Source organism: Erythrobacter litoralis (assembly GCF_029760855.1).
Lineage (GTDB): Bacteria > Pseudomonadota > Alphaproteobacteria > Sphingomonadales > Sphingomonadaceae > Qipengyuania > Qipengyuania litoralis_A.
The window spans coordinates 83,562-101,508 of the sequence record NZ_SOSI01000002.1; the positions used below are offsets into that span (position 1 = coordinate 83,562).

Consider the following 17,947-nt stretch of genomic DNA (forward strand, 5'->3'; position numbering starts at 1 on the left):
GCCACAAACCGGTATGGTTAGCAAGACGAAAACGGCGAAGCTCAGTAGGAGCGCGGCAGACCGAGAACGTGTTCGGCCAGGTAGCTTAGGATGAGGTTCGTGCTGATGGGGGCGACCGTGTATAGGCGCGCTTCGCGAAACTTGCGCTCGACGTCGTATTCCTCGGCGAAGCCGAAGCCGCCGAAGGTCTGGACGCACATATCGGCGGCAGCCCAGCTCGCTTCGCTGGCGAGCATCTTGGCCATGTTAGCCTCCGCCCCTGCATTGCCGGCCTCCATGTAGAGGGCAGCGGCATGGTGGACCATTAATTCGGCGGCGCACATCTGCGCATAGCAACGCGCGATCGGGAACTGTACGCCTTGGTTCGCGCCGATGGGGCGTGCGAAGACCGAGCGATCGCCGGCATAGGCGCTGGCCTTGTCGATGAACCATTTCGCATCCCCGATGCATTCCGCGCCGATGAGAATGCGTTCGGCATTCATGCCCGAGAGGATATAGCGGAAGCCCTTCCCCTCCTCGCCGATCAAAGCCGAGGCGGGTATGCGCAGGCCATCGAAGAAAATCTCGGTGGTCGAATGGTTCATCATCGTGCGGATCGGCTTGATCGTCATACCGTTGCCGACCGCTTCGCGCATATCCACGAGAAAGAGCGACAAACCTTCGGTCTTCTTCTCGACCTCGTCGCGAGGTGTGGTCCGCGCAAGCAGCACCATAAGGTCGGAATGCTCCGCCCGGCTGGTCCAGATCTTCTGACCGTCGATTACGTATTCCTCGCCATCGCGCCTTGCGAAGGTCTGGAGGCTGAGCGTGTCCGTACCGCTGGTCGGTTCAGAGACGCCGAATGCCTGAAGCCGCAAATCGCCGCTTGCCACTCCGGGAAGATAGGTATTTTTCTGCTCGTCCGATCCGTAGCGTAGCAGGGTATTCATTACATACATCTGCGCGTGGGCGGCGGCGCCGTTGCAACCGCTTGCCTGAATTTCCTCCATGATGGCGCAGGCCGCATCGAGGCCGAGCCCGCTTCCGCCGAATTCTTCCGGGATCAACGCAGCAAGAAAACCGGCTTCGGTAATCGCGCGAACGAACTCCGTCGGGTAGGCGCGCTCGCGATCTTTCGCACGCCAGTATTCGGCCGGAAAATCGCGACATACCTGGCGCACCGCATCGCGAATGTCGGAATGGCGTTCGGAAGGTTTTACAGCATCCATCGGGCTACCATGGACCGAGCGGCATTAGGGCGCAATCCGCCGGAACTGGCAGATGGTGCGGCCCGTTGGATTCTTGACATTCGACGTGACGCCACCTATTTAGTTACTAATGTAACCAACCAAGATAGAGGATAAACATGCCCGACCTTTTCGAAAACCCGATCGGCCTCGATGGCTTCGAATTCGTCGAATTCTGCGCTCCGGAGCGCGGAATGGTCGAGCCGGTCTTCAAAGCCATGGGTTTTACACACGTTGCCGATCACCGCAGCAAGGACGTGCAGCTGTGGCGACAGGGCCAGATCAACCTCATCCTCAACTACGAACCGAAAAGCGCCGCGTGGTTCTTCGCGCGCGAACACGGTCCGTCGGCCTGCGGCATGGGCTTCCGCGTGAAGAACGCGGCGAAAGCCTATGAAGAACTGTTGGCGCGCGGGGCCGAGCCCGTGACCGTCGAGACCGGCCCGATGGAACTGCGCATTCCGGCCATTCGCGGGATCGGCAACGCAATCATCTATCTGATCGACCGCTACGAGAGCGAAGACGGCGAAGGCTTGTCGATTTACGATATCGATTTCGAATATCGCGAAGGCGTCGAGCGGCATCCCGAAGGCGCGGGCTTCGACGTCATCGATCACCTCACGCATAACGTCTATAATGGGCGAATGAAGTACTGGGCGGACTATTACGAGACGCTGTTCAACTTCCGTGAAATCCGCTTCTTCGACATCAAGGGCGAATATACCGGATTGACCTCCAAAGCGCTGACCGCTCCCGATGGGAAAATCCGCATTCCCCTTAATGAAGAAGGCGAAGGCGGCAAGGGTCAAATCGAGGAATTCCTGAAGGAATTCAACGGCGAAGGCATCCAGCACATCGCTCTCATCTGCGACGATCTCGTCAAGGCTTGGGACCGGCTGAAGGAATTCGGCGTGCCCTTCATGACCGCGCCGCCGGAAACCTATTACGAGATGCTTCCCGAACGCCTGCCCGATCACGGCGAACCGGTCGATGAGTTGAAGGCGCGGGGCATCCTGCTCGACGGTACGACCGAAGGCGGACAGCCACGCCTGCTCCTCCAGATTTTCGCGGAGGCGCAAGTCGGCCCCGTGTTCTTCGAATTTATCCAGCGCAAGGGCGACGAAGGCTTTGGCGAAGGCAATTTCAAGGCCCTGTTTGAAAGCATGGAGCGCGACCAGATTAAGCGCGGCACGCTGAGCGTGGACGAAGCGAAGAGCGTCGAGAAGGAGCCGGCCGAATGAACGATCAGTCCTCCCACCCGGTCAAGCTCGGCGGCGTCCACCATGCGGCCTATCGCTGCAAGGATGCCAAGGAAACGGTCGAATGGTACCGCGACGTGCTGGGCATGGAATATACCAGCGCCTTTAGCGAGGACCATGTGCCCTCTACCGGGGAATACGATCCGTATATGCACGTCTTCCTCAATGCCGGAAACGGCAATATCCTCGCCTTTTTCGAACTGCCCAATCAGAAGGATATGGGGCGGGACGAGAATACGCCGAAATGGGTACAGCATCTCGCATTCAAGGTTGGCAGCGAAGATGAATTGCTGGCGGCAAAGACCCATGTCGAGAGCCTCGGCATCGACGTGCTCGGGCCAACCCATCACGGCATTTTCAAGTCGATCTACTTCTTCGATCCGAACGGACACCGCGTCGAACTCGCCGCCGATATCGGTACCGATGAGCAGTATGCCGAATTGAAACGGGTGGCGATGCCGATGCTCGAAGAATGGAGCGAGACGAAGAAGGCGCCTCGCCATGCAGATTGGCTGCATGAGATCGCGCGCAAGGAACGCGCTGCCAAGTAAACCTTGCGGAACCCGCGCCGCCGCGCAACGTTAGCAGGTGCAACACGGAGGGTACTGGACGGTGAATTACATCGCAACTTTGCGCGACCAATTGCAGGGCATGGCCACGGGGTTTGTTGCCGCCTTGCCCAGCTTCGCAATTGCGCTTTTTGTCATCTTGCTGACGTGGATCGTCGCGCGCTTTGCGACGAAGCTGTCCGACATGCTTGTCGGAAAAACGGATATCCGGCCTAGCCTCAAGAACCTGATCGATACGGTCGTGAAGCTGGCCATCTGGGTCATCGGCCTGTTCATCGCTGCCGTCGTAGTAATGCCCGATCTCACGCCTGCCAGCCTGCTAGCAGGTCTCGGCATCGGCGCGGTCGCGATCGGTTTCGCTTTCCAGGACATCTTTGAAAATTTCCTCGCCGGCGTCCTCATCATGGTGCGCGAGAAGATGCGTATCGGTGACGTCATCGAATGCCAGGGCATCACCGGCAAGGTAGAACATATCAGCTTGCGTGAAAGCCACGTTCGCCGCCTGTCAGGCGAATTGACCGTCGTGCCGAATTCCATCCTGTTCAAAAATCCGGTCGAAATCCTCACCGACGTTGACCAGCGCCGGCATGAGGTCGTCGTCGGTGTATCCTACGACACCAATCTCGATCATGCCGCCGACGTTATTCGCCGGTCGGTCGAAGAGGTGGACGACGTTCTCGCCAGCAAGGGCATCGATATCTTTGCGCAGGAATTCAATTCCAGCTCGGTCGATTTCCTTGTGCGCTGGTGGGCTGGTTCGACTCCGCGAGCCGGGTGGGAAAGCAAGGACAAGGTCGTCCGCGCGATCAAGGCTGCGCTCGACGATGCGGGTATCGAGATCCCCTTCCCTTACGTCACGCACACCTTCAAGGAAACGGTGCCGGTCAGCCAGATCGGTCAGCAGAACAAGCCGACGCCTTAAAACGCTCGAAGGGAATGGTGCGCCCGACAGGATTCGAACCTGTGGCCCCCGGATTAGGAATCCGATGCTCTATCCTACTGAGCTACGGGCGCGGCCGGGTCCGGCTATAACGGCTCGCGCGGCGAGAGCAATCAGTTGAGTTCGTCGGGATCGGCCATCGGGAACAGGATCGGTGCGATGGCGATGCCTTCTTCGGCCAGCGACGCGGCTTCCTCTTTCGTCGCTTTGCCGTGCACAGGGGCCTCGTCCTTTTCGCCGTAATGCTGCGAGCGCACTTCTTCGGCGAATTTCTTACCGACCCAGGTACTTTTCTTCAGCGCTTCGGCCTGAACCTTCGCAATTTTGGCGAATGCGTCTTTGAGTTCCGCGGGAAGCTCGATATTTGCAACCTGCTTTCCTCTGGCGCTGTCGGTCGTGCCCTGTCTCTCCGATACCCGCGTTGAGACGGCGGGAGCCATGGGCGCTTTGCGAATGTCGGCAGCGCCGCATACTGGACAAGTGAGAAGCCCACGATCCCCCTGCTCGGTGAAATCCGCAGAGGACGAAAACCAGCCTTCAAACCGATGATCGTCAGGGCAGACGAGGTCGAAAACGATCATTGCGCCGAACTTGCGATCGGGCGGCGATTGGCAAGGCTGGGAACCTGCCGCCGCGCCTTTTCGGTTCGTTGCGGGTCGATTTCCGCAAAAGACAGGCCGGCTTTCGTACCCATGTCCAACACCACCTCGCCCCAAGGATCGATCACCAGGCTATGTCCGAACGTCTCGCGTCCATCCTGGTGATGGCCGGATTGTGCGGCCGCAATCACGAACGCACTCGCCTCGATTGCGCGCGCCCGCTGCAATACGTGCCAATGCGCGCGCCCCGTCGGAACCGTGAAGGCGGCTGGGATCGATATGGCGTCGCAGTGTGCCTGCCCCAGCGCGTCGAAAAGAGCCGGGAAGCGCAAGTCGTAACAAACCGCCAATCCGAGCTTGCCGATTGGCGTTTGGACGGTGACGGCCTCTGCCCCGGCTTGGTAAGCGTTGGACTCCCGCCAACTCTCCCCGCTTTCCAGATCGACGTCGAACATATGAATCTTGTCGTATCGCGCGGCGATATCGCCTTTGGCATCTATAACGAAGGAGCGATTAGCCCAACGGTCGCCTACGGCGACAGCTAGCGAACCAAGGCAGATCCAGAGACCCAACCGCGCGGCATCCTCACGCGCCCGGGCCAGCGTACGATCATTGCCCTCATCGACGATCCGGCCGGCAGCACGCCCACGATCCCTGTCCAGAAGTCCAGACATTTCCGGAGTGAAGAGCATCGCCGCGCCCTCGCCGTCCGCCCGCTCGGCTGCGCCGCTGATCGTAGCAGAATTCTCATCCGGATCGATGCCGGACGTCATCTGCAAAACAGCGATGCGAGTCATTCAGCTCGCCAGCAATGTGTCGAGTTCGCCCGAGCGTTCGAGAGCGGCCAGATCGTCCGACCCGCCGACATGACGGTCGCCGATAAAGATCTGGGGAACTGTACGGGCCTGCGGTGCACGTTCCAGCATGGCGTCCCTGTCCGGCCCGCCCATGGTGATGTCGTGCTCCTCGTATTGTGCGCCCTTCTCGTCGAGGAGGCGTTTCGCCCGTGCGCAGTATCCGCAGCCAAATTTCGTATAGATATCAATATGCGGCATGATCGGTCGTACCTTTCGTTTGGGTCGGCGCCATATCGGATGCGCGAAAGGCTTGAAAGCCTGACCGGCGAAATTATCTTTTCATTGCCGACCTCGTCGGTCCGGAATGCCAGTATGGGTTCCGGGATTTCAAATTGCTCAAACAGAGGATTTGTAACGATGAACCGTATGGACTTTACACCCTATCGCCGCTCAACCGTCGGGTTCGATCGGCTATTCGATCTGATGGAACGCCAGGCCCGCAATGCGGGTGGCGATAATTATCCGCCCTTCAATATCGAGCGGCGCGGTGATGACGATTACCGCATCACGCTTGCCGTTGCAGGCTTTCGCCCCGGCGACCTCGACATTACCGCGCAGCAGAACCTTTTGACCGTTCAGGGTCGCAAGCGCGACGAAGAACCCGAAGGCGAATTGCTGCATGTCGGCATCGCCAATCGCGGGTTCGAGCGTCGCTTCGAACTGGCGGATTATGTCCGTGTGCAGAATGCCGACCTTCGCGACGGTTTGCTCGTCATCGATTTGGTACGTGAAGTGCCCGAGGCGATGCGTCCGAAGAAGATCGCGATCGGCGGGCAAAAACCCCTCGAAATCGTGAAAGACGACGATGAGACCGAAGCTGCATAAAAGCTAGATGCTCATAGGATAGAGGGCGAGCCCACCTTGGTGGTCTCGCCCTCGCGACGTCTAGCGCCGCCGAGCTCCGGATTCGGCCGTCCGGGTCGCAGAAGACGACCGGGTTCGGAGCAAGCTCGTGTACCAGCAGGCCGAATGAATTTTGATCTGAATGCCCACCTTTGAACACTATGGCGCAGTCTTATCAAAAGATAAAGCTTGGGAATATTTTTGTCGCTCTTGTCCAAGCAAGCAATGCTATTGTTGCCTACAAACGAAGTTCCAAGCCCAAAAAATGTCAGACGAGGCGTTCCTGATTTAACGCAGCGCCGATGAATTCCGCGAACAAGGGATGCGGCTCGAACGGCTTGCTCTTCAGTTCGGGATGGAACTGTACACCTACGAACCAGGGGTGCTCGGGCCGTTCCACGATCTCCGGCAAGAGGCCGTCGGGCGACATGCCTGAAAACATGAGGCCATCTTTTTCCATCGCCTCGATATAGTGGCTGTTTACCTCGTACCGGTGACGATGCCGCTCGGATATCTCGGTCTCGCCGCCGTAAATTGCGGATACTTTGCTGTCCGGCGCGAGCGCCGCCTTGTACGCTCCCAAGCGCATGGTGCCACCAAGATCGCCGTCGGCCTCCCGCGTTTCCAAACCCTCGGCGGTCATCCATTCCGTAATTACGCCGACCACCGGCTCTTGGGTCTGACCGAACTCCGTCGATGATGCCGCCCCGAACCCTGCCGAACGCGCGCTCTCAATACAGGCCATTTGCATGCCGAGGCAGATGCCGAAGAAGGGCACGCCCCGCTCGCGGGCAAACCGAACTGCCGCGATCTTGCCTTCCGATCCACGCTCGCCGAAACCGCCAGGCACGAGAATGCCGTGCATCGGCTCCAACTGCGCGGCGATATCGCTATCGTCCTGCTCGAAGATTTCCGCATCGATCCATTTCACGTTGACCTTGACACGGTGCGCCATCCCTCCGTGGATCAGCGCTTCGTTAAGCGATTTGTAGGCATCTTGCAGGCCGACATATTTCCCGACGACACCGATGGTGACTTCGCCTTCCGGGTTGGAATGGCGATCCATGACGTCGTACCAGCGGGAGAGATCGGGTTCGGGCGCATCGGTAATGCCGAAACCGCGCAACACTTCGGTATCGAGCCCTTCCCGGTGATATTGCAGCGGGACGGCATAGATCGAAGACGCGTCGAGAGCGGGGATGACGGCCTCTGCGCGAACGTTGCAGAATTGCGCGATCTTGCGCCGTTCGGAATGCGGAATGGGATGTTCCGCGCGGCACAGGAGAACGTCCGGCTTGATGCCGAGGCTCGCAAGTTCGCGGACCGAGTGCTGCGTCGGCTTGGTCTTTAGCTCGCCCGCCGCCGCGATATACGGCACGAGTGTGACGTGGACGCTCAGCGTTTGCATCGGCTCGAGCTCGTTCCGAAGCTGCCGGATAGCTTCCATGAAGGGCAGGCCTTCGATGTCGCCGACCGTACCGCCGATCTCGCACAGGATGAAGTCGTGGTCGCTCTGGTCCGCCAGCGCGAACTGTTTGATGGCGTCGGTAACATGCGGCACGACCTGGACTGTCGCCCCGAGATAATCGCCGCGCCTCTCGCGCGCGATGATGTCGCGATAGACGCGGCCTGAGGTTACATTGTCGCCCTGATGCGCGGAAACGCCGGTGAAGCGCTCGTAATGGCCGAGATCGAGATCGGTTTCGGCGCCATCGTCGGTCACGTACACTTCGCCGTGTTGATACGGGCTCATCGTGCCCGGATCGACGTTCAGATACGGATCGAATTTGCGAATGCGCACCTTGTAGCCACGCGCCTGCAAGAGCGCCGCAAGCGATGCCGCCATGAGACCTTTACCGAGCGAGGAAACCACGCCGCCGGTGATGAAAATATACCGCGCCATGGGAGTCGCGCCTTAAGGAAAGAGGGTACGATGCCGCAAGCCCCTGCGTGCCGCGAAACGCACGCAGTCCACAGCTTCCGACAATTTAGAACGATCAGTTGGTGACGTCGCCCAGCGGGTCGTCATCGGCCGGGGTGGGAGCCGTCTCGGCCGGAGCCGCCGCTGGGCCGCCGAGAGGATCGGCCGTTTGAACAGGCAAGGTCGACCGGTCGAGCGTGGATTCGATCGACGTCGTATCGCCGGTCTCGACCGCGATCGCTGCCAATAGGATCGAAAGGACGACGAACAGAACCGCCAGCCATTTGGTCGACCGGGTCAGAAAATCCGCCGCACCCCGTGCGCCAAGCATGCCGGAAGGGCTGCCCCCGATCCCGAGCCCGCCGCCTTCGGAGCGCTGCATGAGGATGACGCCGACAAGTGCGGCACCAACGATCGCCTGGAGGACGGTGAGAAAAAGGAACATGAAGCTTTAGCCTGAGCGTTGGATTGTGTTCAGCCGCGCATTTAGGGCGCGATGGCGAAATGGGCAAGGGAAGCGGGTTACGCCTCGACCGTCTCGGATCCGCCGACGACGATGCCGAGGAATTTCTCCGCCGTCAGGCTGGCCCCACCGACGAGCGCGCCGCCGACTTCAGGCACAGCGAGGATGGTCGGCGCATTCTTGCTATCGACCGAGCCGCCGTAAAGTATACGGATCTTGGCACTTTCCGCCTCGCCGTACATCTCGTCGAGCAATTCCCGGATCGCGCCATGCATCGCTTCGATATCGGACGGCTTCGCAGCGCGTCCGGTGCCGATGGCCCAGATAGGTTCATAGGCGACCGTGAGCCGATCACCGGCATCCTCGATCTTGGGTAGCGCGGCCCGCAGTTGGCCGAGTACGAACTCTTCCGCTTTGCCGGCATCGCGCGTTTCCGCATTCTCGCCGCAGCACAGGATGACACGAAGTCCCGCCGCAATTGCGCTCTGCACCTTGTCGGCGATCAGCGCATCGCTTTCACCATGCCCTTGCCGCCGCTCGCTATGTCCGAGGATGACGAACTTCGCACCGGCATCGGCAATCATTGCCGCCGAGACATCGCCGGTATGGGCCCCGGCTTCACCTGGATGACAATCCTGCGCGCCGATACCGATCTGTTCGGCTTCGCGATGCACGGCGTGGATCAAGGTCGCAGGCGGCGCCAAGGCAACCTCGACCTTCATGTAGCGCTGCGCTGCCCGATCGATCGCGCGCGCTTCGGAAAGCATCGCGCGCGTGCCGTTCATTTTCCAGTTTCCAACGATGTAAGGCCGCTCGGCCATAAGCAAATCCCAATTTCCGTGCCCGTTCGGCTCGGCGCTATATAGAGCGCGTTGCCGACTTCGCCAGTCATCAGACGACGATGTTCCGAAAGCCTTCCGCGACCTGTTGCGGGCAGGCCGCAGGAAGGATAAAGGCCCGTTCGCATAATCGCGCGGCAGTCCCCGAACCGGGTGCGCCCTAAGCAGAAAATCGGAACCTTAAGCAACCCATGCTCACCTTTTTCCGTAATTTTTTCAAAACCAAGATCGGCCTTGCGCTGGTCCTGGCATTTCTGGTCCTGATCGGCTTTGCCTTTGCCAGCATGGACGTGTCCAGCACGGGCGCGTTCGGCGGTGTCGCCGGCGGAAACAGGGTGGCCGTAGTGGGCGACGAGAAAATCGGGACAGCCGAGCTTTCCCGCGCCGCGACGGAAGAGTTGGAGCGGGTACGGCAGGAAAATCCGACCGCTACGATGCAGACCTTCCTGGCGGGCGACGGGTTGAATGACGCGCTTGCCAGTCTCATCAACCGCATCGCATTGGTTGAGTGGACCCGCGATTTCGGTCTACGTGCTGGCGACAATCTCCTGAACAGCGAGATCAGGCAAATTCCGGCGGCCGCCGGGCCGAGTGGGGCGTTCGACGAGAACAGCTACCGCGCTTTTCTCGCGCGAGAGCAATTGACCGACCAACGTCTTCGCGAATTGCTAGGAGCGAGCCTTCTCGCGCAGCAAACGCTTATTCCCGCGGGTTTCGGTGCGACGATCCCGGAATCGATCGCGCGAACCTACGCCCGGTCCTTCAAAGAGCGCAGAGAAGGATCGGTCGCGCTTTTGCCTGCCGAGGCCTTTGCCCCGACCGGCGCGCCCACAGATGCTCAGTTGACTGCTTTCTACGAGGAAAACCGCTCCCGCTTCGTACGCCCCGAGCGTCGCGTGATCGAGTATGCGCTATTCGATGCATCGAGCCTCGGAGATGCGATAGAGCCGACAGACGCCGAAATCACCGCGTACTTCCGCCAGAACGCTGCGCGTTACGCGGCGAGCCAGACCCGCAGTTTCACGCAGTTGATCGTGCCGACCCAAGCGGCTGCGCAATCGATTGCGGAACGCGTTCGCGGGGGAACCAGCTTAGCGCAAGCGGCTCAGGGTGGTGGCCTTCGGACAACGGCTGTCAACGACGCGAGCCGCGCGGACATACGTGAACAGGCCTCGGAAGCCGTTGCGAGCGCCTATTTCGCCGCTGCGCAGGGCGCGGTTACGTCCCCTGCCCGCAGCCCTCTCGGGTGGCATATCGCGCAGGTTCGTTCAGTCGATACGACTCCGGCGCGAACGCTGGCGCAGGCCCGCGATGAAATCGTGACTGCTCTTCGGGAAGAAAAGCGCGTTGCACTGCTATCCGATCTGTCGATCTCAATCGAAGATCAGTTGGCCGACGGCGCGACGCTCGCGGAAGTCGCCAGGGAACGGGGTGTGAGCGTTCAGAGAACGCCGCCTGTTCTGGCGAATGGCCAATTATATGGCCGACAGGAAAACGCGCCCGAAGCCCTCGCACAGATTATACCCGTGACCTTCCAAATGGAGGAAGGCGAACCTGAAATCGGAGCGCTTCCCGGCGGCGGGTCCTATGTCGTTTATCAGGTTGGAGATATTGCACCGTCTGCAACGGCGCCGCTCGCACAAATTCGGGATCAGGTTATCCGCGATTGGCGACAGCTCACAGGTGCGCAGCGCGCCGAACAGGCCGCCGCCCGCATCGTGAAGAAGGTCGAAGCCGGAGCGAGCCTTTCGCAAGCCCTCGCGAGCGAGGACGTCACTCTGCCTCCGATAGACGATGTGAATATCAGCCGACAGGAATTGGCGCAGTTGGGGGATCGGCAAGTCCCGGCTCCGATCGCCCTGCTCTTCGGCATGGCGCAAGGATCGGTAAAGAAGCTCGAGATTCCGCGGAACAATGGGTGGTTCGTCGTCGAGCTCGAGGACGTCGAACTCGATCGGCTGGATGATAGCGATCCCCTGATTGCCCAAGCCAACCGCCAACTGGGCCAGGCGTGGGGCAGTGAATACGGGGAACAACTCGCCGCAGCCATGCAGGCCGATGTCGGCGTCGAGCGCAATGCGGACGCGATCGAAGCCGTCCGCCGGCAGCTTCTGGGCGAAAACTGAGACCCTCAATGTCATCTTCGTTGGGCGGAAGCGATGCGGCGCTGGAAGCATTCGAACGAGGGCAGCCCGCTTTAGTTTGGCGCAAGGTGGTGAGCGACACCGTCACGCCCGTCGGAGCTGCATCGCAGCTCATGGAAGAGGGCCGCGGAGACTTTTTGCTCGAGTCCGTCGAGGGCGGGGAAACGCGGGGTCGTTACACGATCCTTGGCCTCGACCCCGACCTCGTCTTCCGTGCAGATGGGGATCAGGCGCACATTAACCGGTCGTGGCAGACCGATAAGGGCGCCTTCCGGCCGTCAACAATGGGATCGTTGAAAAGCCTTCGATCCCTGCTGGAAGAATGTCGCACAGAGGTAGATGAGGCGTTGCCGCCTGCCCTCCCCCTGCTCGTCGGATATTTCGGATACGAAACCATTAGCCTCGTAGAGAAAGTCCCACGGCGTGAGGAAAACCCTCTCGACATACCGGACATGCTCTTCATGCGTCCGACAGTTCTTCTGGTTTTCGATGGATTGGCCGATACGCTTTATTGCGTGGTTCCGATCTGGCCGAAAGAAGGCCTTGCCCAAGCCTCCATCGATCTGGCCGGGAGGCGCATTCAGGAAGTCGTCGACCGCCTGAAAACGGGTCGTTCGTCTTCGCTCGAACCGGAAGCTGCAGAGCAGGTAGAAATCGCCCAAACTCACGCGTTATCCGCCGACCGGTATCGCGACATGGTTTTACACGCCAAGGAGTACATCGCGGCGGGGGACATTTTTCAAGTCGTGCTGTCGCAGAGATTCACGACGCCTTTCACGCTGTCACCGATGGCGCTTTATCGCGCATTGCGCCGCGTCAATCCTTCCCCGTTCATGTTCTTTCTCGATTTTCCGGGGTTCGCCGTCGTCGGATCGAGTCCCGAAATTCTTGTGCGGGTCCGCGACGGCGATGTTACCATCAGGCCGATCGCCGGCACACGTCCGAGGGGTAGGAACGCCGAGGAAGATGACCGGAACGAGCGCGAACTCCTCGACGATGCGAAGGAACGCGCGGAGCATCTCATGCTATTGGACCTCGGTCGAAACGATGTCGGCCGGGTGGCAGAGCGCGGCACCGTCGGGGTGACGCAGAGCTTTACGGTCGAGCGGTACAGTCACGTCATGCATATCGTCAGCGAAGTGAGCGGCAAGCTATCCGAAGCGCATGACGCGATCGACGCCATGTTCGCGGGGTTCCCGGCTGGTACGGTAAGCGGGGCACCGAAACTTCGCGCATGTGAAATCATCGCCGAACTTGAGCCAGTCTCACGCGGACCATATGCCGGGGGCGTCGGCTATTTCGGACCCGATGGTTCGATCGACAGTTGCATCGTGCTTCGAACGGCGGTGATAAAGGACGGCACGATGCATGTGCAGGCCGGAGCGGGAATTGTCGCCGATAGCGATCCGGCCTACGAGCAGCGGGAATGCGAAGCGAAAGCCGGGGCCCTGTTTGCCGCGGCGCGGGAAGCCGTTAGGCTCGCGGCTACGCCGGAAGGAAGTCTATGATCCGAATTACGCTTCTTTCTGCCCTTCTCATGCTGACCGCATGCGACGCCGATGGCGAAGGCGAGCCGGTAACGCGCGCGCGGATCGACGGGCAGGCTTCGCCGGTTACCCAAGCCTCGGCCCCGGGCGTCTCGCCGGAAGTGCAATCCGCCTGTCGCTCGATCATCTTCGAAAATTCGCCGCTGACCCACTGCCTCGCCATTCCTTCACGCCACAGACTGGCCATGGATCTCGGGCCGGATGGCGGAGCGCCCTATCGCAGTCTCGCCGCGTTCGCAGAGGCTCGCGGCGAAGGTCGGATCGCCTTTGCGATGAACGCCGGAATGTTCGATGATGACGGCAATCCGATCGGCTATTTCGTAGAGAATTCCGATCGCCTGCATGAACTCAACACGGCCGATGGCGAGGGCAATTTCCATATGAAGCCCAATGGGGTCTTCTACGGCACGGGCGACACGTGGGAAATTCGTTCGACTGACTCCTTCCTGTCTAATGTCACGGAGCGTCCGGAGTTCGGGACGCAATCGGGCCCGATGCTGGTGATCGATGGCGCGATCCATCCCGACATTCAGGCCGATGGTCCTTCCAAGCTCGTGCGCAATGCAGTCGGCATCGACGAAAAAGGGCGCGCGCATTTCGTCATCTCGAACGGGCCTCTGTCGTTCGGCAAACTTGCGCGTTTCATGCGCGACGAGCTGAAAACGCCTAACGCCCTCTATCTCGATGGAAACGTTTCGGCACTGTGGAACCCGGCAACCGACCGGCTCGACGGGGGCGCGCCCATCGGCCCTATCGTTTATGCCGTTCGCAAGGAGACGGAAGAATGACGACAGAGCGCCGCGGCCTTTATCCCGAAATCGAACCTTTCGATACCGGCATGCTCGATGTCGGCGATGGTCACTCGCTGTATTGGGAACGTGTCGGGACCAAGGGAGCAAAGCCCGCAGTTTTCCTGCATGGCGGCCCGGGCGGCGGCATGAGCCCTTCGCACCGCCGGCAGTGGGATCCGGCGCTTTACGATATCATCCTGTTCGATCAGCGCGGATGTGGCAAATCGACACCCTTCGCCGGATTGGAAGCGAACGAGACGTGGTCGATCGTCGCGGATATCGAGCGCCTGCGCGAAATGGCCGGGCACGAGAAATGGCAGGTATTCGGCGGAAGTTGGGGGGCGACGCTGGCACTCGCCTATGCGCAGACGCATCCCGACTGTGTCAGCGAACTCGTTCTGCGCGGAGTTTTCCTCGCCCGTCAGAAGGAAAAGGACTGGCTCTATTCCTACGGCGCGAGCGAAATCATGGCCGAAGCATGGGATGAGTTCGTTTCGGTCATACCCAAAGCGGATCGCGATAACCTTGTGGAAGCATATTACCGTCGCCTCGTTTCGGACGATGAAGCCACGCGCAACGAAGCGGCGGTCGCCTGGTCGATGTGGGAGGGGCATGTCGCCACCCTGCTGCCGAACTCGGCGTTGATCGAAGATTTCGCCGATCCATCGAAAGCGGTCCCGATGGCGCGGATCGCTGCGAAGTATTTCCTCGAGAACTTCTGGCTCGACGAGGCGCAACTGCTCAAAAACGCGGACAAAATCGCGGAAATTCCGGGCATAATCGTCCAGGGCCGGCACGACATCTGCACTCCGGCGGTCTCCGCCTATGATCTGACGAAGGTTTGGCCGCAAGCCGAGTTATGGATCGTAGACGACGCGGGGCACAGTGCGAGTGAGCCCGGCATCGTCGATGGCCTGGTGCGCGCGACCGACAAGCTCGCTGGAAAACCCGCTAGCGGTCAATAGCTTCTTCAGACCCGGTCCATTTCGCAAAAGCATAATGCAATGAAACCCATTCTCGTCATCGATAATTACGACAGCTTCACGTTCAACCTCGTGCATTATCTCATGGAGTTGGATGTGGACGTCGCTGTTCGCCGGAACGACGACATCGAGCCTGCCGAAATTATTGGTGGAGCATATGCCGGCTGTCTTATTTCTCCCGGCCCCTGTACTCCGACCGAAGCCGGGGTGAGCCTCGATGCCGTGGCAGCCTGTGCCGACACGAACTTCCCGCTATTGGGCGTATGTCTCGGTCACCAGGCCATTGGTCAGTACTTTGGCGGTCGCGTGGTGCGGGGCGGTCTCATGCATGGCAAGACCAGCCTGATCGAACATGATGGAACCGGCGTTTTCGAAGGTCTCCCCTCCCCCTACGAAGCGACGCGCTATCACTCGCTCGTCGTGGAAGACATTCCTGACTCTCTCGTCGTCAATGCAACGAGCACGACGCCGAACCTCGACGGAACCTGCGTCATGGGATTCCGGCATCGCAACCTTCCCATTCATGGCGTGCAGTTTCATCCAGAGAGCATCGCCACCAAACATGGCCATGCCTTGCTTGCAAATTTCCTTCGTCTTTGTGGGAATTTTCGGAAGGCCGCTGCATGAACAGGCTCCCAGATGCTACCACCCATCTAAGCGAGAACGAGGCGGAAAAAACCTTCGGGGCCATTCTGGACGGCGACGTCGAAGATGGAGAAATCGCCGATTTTCTCGTTCTTATGAGCCGCCGCAGTGAAACCGCCGAGGAAATCGCAGGAGCGGCACGGGCTTTGAGACAGCGCATGGTGCCGGTGGTGTCTCCGGAAGGCGCGGTCGATTGCTGCGGGACCGGCGGCGACGGGCATCACACCCTCAACGTATCCACTGCGGTAAGCTTGGTCGTCGCGGCAAGCGGAACCCCTGTCGCGAAGCACGGCAACCGTGCAGCCAGCAGCAAGTCTGGCGCGGCCGATACGCTCGAAGCTTTGGGGCTGGACATGGAGGCCGCAGGCAGAACGGCCGAAAAGACGCTGGCCGAACTCGGCATCTGCTTCCTCTTCGCCAAGAACCATCATCCCGCGATGGGCAGGATACAGCCCATCCGGCAAAGGCTCGGCGTCCGCACGATCTTCAATCTTATGGGCCCCTTGTCGAACCCTGCCGGGGTCGAACGGCAGCTGATAGGGATCGCCCGGCCGGCGTATGTGCCGATCTATGCCGAAGCCAAAGCGAAGCTTGGAACGACGCGAACCTTCATCGTCTCCGGCGACGAAGGCCTCGACGAGTTAAGCCTTGCGGGTGGTAACGAGTTGGCCGACGTCGTTGGGCAGGATTTCGAGATGCGGCGGGTCGATGGCCAGATGGCGGGTATCCAGCATGCCCCGATCGAAGCCATCCGGGGCGGCGACGCTCAACACAACGCGCAAGCGCTCAAGGAATTACTCGCTGGCGGCAGGGGAGCGTACAGGGATGCCGTACTCTTTAACGCAGCGGCCACTTTGATAGTCGCTGGCCGTACGGAAGGGTGGGACGAGGGCGTGTCGATTGCCGCTGAAACGCTGGACTCCGGCGCTGCCAATTCCCTGTTGTCGCGCTGGATCGGAATGGCGCAATGAACAAGCTGGAAGAGATTTGCGCGACCAAAAAGAAACTCGTTGCCGCTCGCAAGGTCGAGGTTTCCGTATCCGAACTCGACAGGAAAGCGGCCGATGTCTCCGCCCCACGTGGGTTCGAGCAAGCGTTGCGTTCCGCATCGCGAGCGGGCTTCGGACTGATTGCGGAGGTTAAGAAAGCATCGCCGTCTAAAGGACTGATCCGCGATGACTTTCATCCTGCCGAGCATGCTCGCGATTACGCAGCCGGCGGGGCAACGTGTCTGTCGGTCCTGACCGATCATGAATATTTTCAAGGCGAGGATTCTTACCTCGTTCAAGCTCGAGAAGCGTCCGATTTGCCCGCCCTGCGGAAGGACTTCATGATCGATCCATGGCAGGTCGCCGAAGCGCGCGCTTTAGGTGCGGATGCCATCCTGATTATCGTCGCCGCTCTCGAAGATGCCCTGATGCGGGAAATCGAAGCGGCTGCGATCGAACGGGGCATGGATGTGCTTGTCGAGGTCCATGACGAGAGAGAGCTGGAACGGGCGCTCGATCTTCGCTCCCGGCTAATCGGCGTCAACAACCGCGATCTGCGTACCTTTCAGACCGATCTCGCTACGACCGAAAGGCTGGCCGCATCTATGCCGGAGGACGTCTTGATTGTGGGCGAAAGCGGTATTGCGACCCACAACGACTGCGAGAGACTTGCACGGTCTGGCGTCCGCTGTTTCCTAGTCGGGGAAAGCCTTATGCGGCAGCAGGATATCGAAGCTGCGACCCGACACCTACTCACGGGCACGGCATGACCCGCCTTACTCATCTGGATGACGAGGGCGCTGCCCGCATGGTCGATGTCGGCGCAAAAGCCCTGACGGAACGCGTCGCAATTGCGCGTGGCCGTATTTCGATGTCCGATGATGCCCTGACCGCAATTCGGGAAGGGTCCGGACCAAAGGGCGACGCGATAGCTACGGCGCGCATTGCCGGGATTATGGCCGGCAAACGGACCAGCGACCTCATCCCTCTTTGCCACCCGCTGGGATTGGATGCGATCGAGCTCGAATTCGCTTTCGAGGATGAAGGCGTGGCCGTTACCGGCACCGCTTCCCTTACCGGTAAGACGGGCGTGGAAATGGAGGCGTTGACGGCAGTCAGTGTCGCCCTTCTTACCTTGTATGACATGGCGAAAGCCTTGGATAAGGCAATGACTATCGGAGACATCCAATTGGTCGAAAAACGGGGCGGGAAATCCGGCGTTTGGCGGCGAGATCTGGCAGGGGCTTGATTGGTCTTCAGCGTGATTTGCGCACGGTTGACTTATTTTTGTTGGTTGCCTAATTGTTCCGTATTCGTTCCTCAGAGAACGCT

19 protein-coding genes and 1 tRNA gene are annotated in these 17,947 nt (G+C 60.0%); 12 read left to right on the top strand and 8 right to left on the bottom strand.

Going from position 1 to position 17,947, the window contains the following annotated elements:
- Positions 1-41: 41 nt before the first annotated feature.
- Positions 42-1,208 (bottom strand): acyl-CoA dehydrogenase family protein, encoded by a 1,167-nt coding sequence (locus E3U23_RS03315; protein WP_279349782.1) that lies wholly within the window; start codon positions 1,206-1,208, stop codon positions 42-44.
- A 137-nt stretch (positions 1,209-1,345) separates the two neighbouring features.
- Between E3U23_RS03315 and hppD the strand changes: the two genes are divergently transcribed.
- From hppD to E3U23_RS03330, 3 genes are all read left to right on the top strand, one after another.
- A complete protein-coding gene (gene hppD / locus E3U23_RS03320) occupies positions 1,346-2,467 on the top strand; it encodes a 4-hydroxyphenylpyruvate dioxygenase (protein WP_279349783.1) in 1,122 nt (373 codons plus the stop codon).
- Complete coding sequence (locus tag E3U23_RS03325; protein WP_279349784.1) at positions 2,464-3,036, top strand: VOC family protein; 573 nt, start codon at positions 2,464-2,466, stop codon at positions 3,034-3,036. The genes hppD and E3U23_RS03325 overlap by 4 nt, the downstream gene beginning before the upstream one ends.
- 61 nt (positions 3,037-3,097) lie before the next feature.
- Positions 3,098-3,976: a mechanosensitive ion channel family protein gene (locus E3U23_RS03330; RefSeq protein WP_279349785.1), complete on the top strand. Its 879-nt coding sequence runs from the start codon at positions 3,098-3,100 to the stop codon at positions 3,974-3,976.
- Between the two features lie 15 nt (positions 3,977-3,991).
- On the opposite strand, the gene E3U23_RS03335 is transcribed toward E3U23_RS03330, so the two are convergent.
- The 4 genes from E3U23_RS03335 to grxC all read right to left on the bottom strand — a co-directional run bounded on the left by E3U23_RS03335 (position 3,992) and on the right by grxC (position 5,648).
- A tRNA-Arg gene (locus E3U23_RS03335) sits at positions 3,992-4,068 on the bottom strand.
- Between the two features lie 39 nt (positions 4,069-4,107).
- Positions 4,108-4,575, bottom strand: a complete 468-nt coding sequence (locus E3U23_RS03340; RefSeq protein ID WP_279349786.1) for a DUF1178 family protein — start codon at positions 4,573-4,575, stop codon at positions 4,108-4,110.
- On the bottom strand, positions 4,572-5,390 hold the full coding sequence (locus E3U23_RS03345) for a carbon-nitrogen hydrolase family protein (RefSeq protein ID WP_279349787.1): 819 nt from the start codon (positions 5,388-5,390) through the stop codon (positions 4,572-4,574). Before E3U23_RS03345 ends, E3U23_RS03340 begins: the two co-directional genes overlap by 4 nt.
- Positions 5,391-5,648 carry a glutaredoxin 3 gene (gene grxC, locus E3U23_RS03350; RefSeq protein ID WP_279349788.1) on the bottom strand — a complete coding sequence of 86 codons (258 nt, stop codon included), beginning with the start codon at positions 5,646-5,648 and terminating at the stop codon, positions 5,391-5,393.
- A gap of 159 nt (positions 5,649-5,807) precedes the next feature.
- Here grxC and E3U23_RS03355 point away from each other — a divergent pair, with 159 nt between their 5' ends.
- Complete coding sequence (locus tag E3U23_RS03355; RefSeq protein WP_279349789.1) at positions 5,808-6,275, top strand: Hsp20 family protein; 468 nt, start codon at positions 5,808-5,810, stop codon at positions 6,273-6,275.
- Between the two features lie 286 nt (positions 6,276-6,561).
- On the opposite strand, the gene E3U23_RS03360 is transcribed toward E3U23_RS03355, so the two are convergent.
- The 3 genes from E3U23_RS03360 to tpiA all read right to left on the bottom strand — a co-directional run bounded on the left by E3U23_RS03360 (position 6,562) and on the right by tpiA (position 9,498).
- Positions 6,562-8,196, bottom strand: coding sequence for a CTP synthase (locus E3U23_RS03360; RefSeq protein ID WP_279349790.1), 1,635 nt, complete (start codon positions 8,194-8,196; stop codon positions 6,562-6,564).
- 94 nt (positions 8,197-8,290) lie between these two features.
- Entirely contained in the window at positions 8,291-8,659 is a 369-nt protein-coding gene (gene secG / locus E3U23_RS03365; protein ID WP_279349791.1) for a preprotein translocase subunit SecG, read from the bottom strand.
- A gap of 77 nt (positions 8,660-8,736) precedes the next feature.
- Positions 8,737-9,498, bottom strand: a complete 762-nt coding sequence (gene tpiA / locus E3U23_RS03370) for a triose-phosphate isomerase (protein WP_279349792.1) — start codon at positions 9,496-9,498, stop codon at positions 8,737-8,739.
- A 209-nt stretch (positions 9,499-9,707) separates the two neighbouring features.
- Here tpiA and E3U23_RS03375 point away from each other — a divergent pair, with 209 nt between their 5' ends.
- From E3U23_RS03375 to moaC, 8 genes are read left to right on the top strand one after another with little or no spacing between them, the layout of a single operon-like run.
- Positions 9,708-11,642: a peptidyl-prolyl cis-trans isomerase gene (locus E3U23_RS03375; protein ID WP_279349793.1), complete on the top strand. Its 1,935-nt coding sequence runs from the start codon at positions 9,708-9,710 to the stop codon at positions 11,640-11,642.
- Positions 11,643-11,650: 8 nt separating this feature from the next.
- On the top strand, positions 11,651-13,168 hold the full coding sequence (gene trpE / locus E3U23_RS03380) for an anthranilate synthase component I (protein WP_279349794.1): 1,518 nt from the start codon (positions 11,651-11,653) through the stop codon (positions 13,166-13,168).
- A complete protein-coding gene (locus tag E3U23_RS03385) occupies positions 13,165-13,995 on the top strand; it encodes a phosphodiester glycosidase family protein (RefSeq protein WP_279349795.1) in 831 nt (276 codons plus the stop codon). Before trpE ends, E3U23_RS03385 begins: the two co-directional genes overlap by 4 nt.
- Entirely contained in the window at positions 13,992-14,963 is a 972-nt protein-coding gene (gene pip, locus E3U23_RS03390; RefSeq protein WP_279349796.1) for a prolyl aminopeptidase, read from the top strand. Before E3U23_RS03385 ends, pip begins: the two co-directional genes overlap by 4 nt.
- Before the next feature lie 39 nt (positions 14,964-15,002).
- A complete protein-coding gene (locus E3U23_RS03395) occupies positions 15,003-15,608 on the top strand; it encodes an anthranilate synthase component II (RefSeq protein WP_279349797.1) in 606 nt (201 codons plus the stop codon).
- On the top strand, positions 15,605-16,597 hold the full coding sequence (gene trpD, locus E3U23_RS03400; protein WP_279349798.1) for an anthranilate phosphoribosyltransferase: 993 nt from the start codon (positions 15,605-15,607) through the stop codon (positions 16,595-16,597). The genes E3U23_RS03395 and trpD overlap by 4 nt, the downstream gene beginning before the upstream one ends.
- Entirely contained in the window at positions 16,594-17,385 is a 792-nt protein-coding gene (trpC, locus tag E3U23_RS03405) for an indole-3-glycerol phosphate synthase TrpC (protein ID WP_279349799.1), read from the top strand. The genes trpD and trpC overlap by 4 nt, the downstream gene beginning before the upstream one ends.
- Positions 17,382-17,864 (top strand): cyclic pyranopterin monophosphate synthase MoaC, encoded by a 483-nt coding sequence (gene moaC / locus E3U23_RS03410; protein WP_279349800.1) that lies wholly within the window; start codon positions 17,382-17,384, stop codon positions 17,862-17,864. Before trpC ends, moaC begins: the two co-directional genes overlap by 4 nt.
- Positions 17,865-17,947: the final 83 nt, after the last annotated feature.

Excerpts from the sequence above, each read along its gene's own strand:
- E3U23_RS03315 (WP_279349782.1), bottom strand. The coding sequence starts at position 1,208 with ATGGATGCTGTAAAACCTTCCGAACGCCATTCCGACATTCGCGATGCG.
- hppD (WP_279349783.1), top strand. The coding sequence starts at position 1,346 with ATGCCCGACCTTTTCGAAAACCCGATCGGCCTCGATGGCTTCGAATTC.
- E3U23_RS03325 (WP_279349784.1), top strand. The coding sequence starts at position 2,464 with ATGAACGATCAGTCCTCCCACCCGGTCAAGCTCGGCGGCGTCCACCAT.
- E3U23_RS03340 (WP_279349786.1), bottom strand. The coding sequence starts at position 4,575 with ATGATCGTTTTCGACCTCGTCTGCCCTGACGATCATCGGTTTGAAGGC.
- E3U23_RS03345 (WP_279349787.1), bottom strand. The coding sequence starts at position 5,390 with ATGACTCGCATCGCTGTTTTGCAGATGACGTCCGGCATCGATCCGGAT.
- grxC (WP_279349788.1), bottom strand. The coding sequence starts at position 5,648 with ATGCCGCATATTGATATCTATACGAAATTTGGCTGCGGATACTGCGCA.
- E3U23_RS03355 (WP_279349789.1), top strand. The coding sequence starts at position 5,808 with ATGAACCGTATGGACTTTACACCCTATCGCCGCTCAACCGTCGGGTTC.
- E3U23_RS03360 (WP_279349790.1), bottom strand. The coding sequence starts at position 8,196 with ATGGCGCGGTATATTTTCATCACCGGCGGCGTGGTTTCCTCGCTCGGT.
- secG (WP_279349791.1), bottom strand. The coding sequence starts at position 8,659 with ATGTTCCTTTTTCTCACCGTCCTCCAGGCGATCGTTGGTGCCGCACTT.
- tpiA (WP_279349792.1), bottom strand. The coding sequence starts at position 9,498 with ATGGCCGAGCGGCCTTACATCGTTGGAAACTGGAAAATGAACGGCACG.
- E3U23_RS03375 (WP_279349793.1), top strand. The coding sequence starts at position 9,708 with ATGCTCACCTTTTTCCGTAATTTTTTCAAAACCAAGATCGGCCTTGCG.
- trpE (WP_279349794.1), top strand. The coding sequence starts at position 11,651 with ATGTCATCTTCGTTGGGCGGAAGCGATGCGGCGCTGGAAGCATTCGAA.
- E3U23_RS03385 (WP_279349795.1), top strand. The coding sequence starts at position 13,165 with ATGATCCGAATTACGCTTCTTTCTGCCCTTCTCATGCTGACCGCATGC.
- pip (WP_279349796.1), top strand. The coding sequence starts at position 13,992 with ATGACGACAGAGCGCCGCGGCCTTTATCCCGAAATCGAACCTTTCGAT.
- E3U23_RS03395 (WP_279349797.1), top strand. The coding sequence starts at position 15,003 with ATGAAACCCATTCTCGTCATCGATAATTACGACAGCTTCACGTTCAAC.
- trpD (WP_279349798.1), top strand. The coding sequence starts at position 15,605 with ATGAACAGGCTCCCAGATGCTACCACCCATCTAAGCGAGAACGAGGCG.
- trpC (WP_279349799.1), top strand. The coding sequence starts at position 16,594 with ATGAACAAGCTGGAAGAGATTTGCGCGACCAAAAAGAAACTCGTTGCC.
- moaC (WP_279349800.1), top strand. The coding sequence starts at position 17,382 with ATGACCCGCCTTACTCATCTGGATGACGAGGGCGCTGCCCGCATGGTC.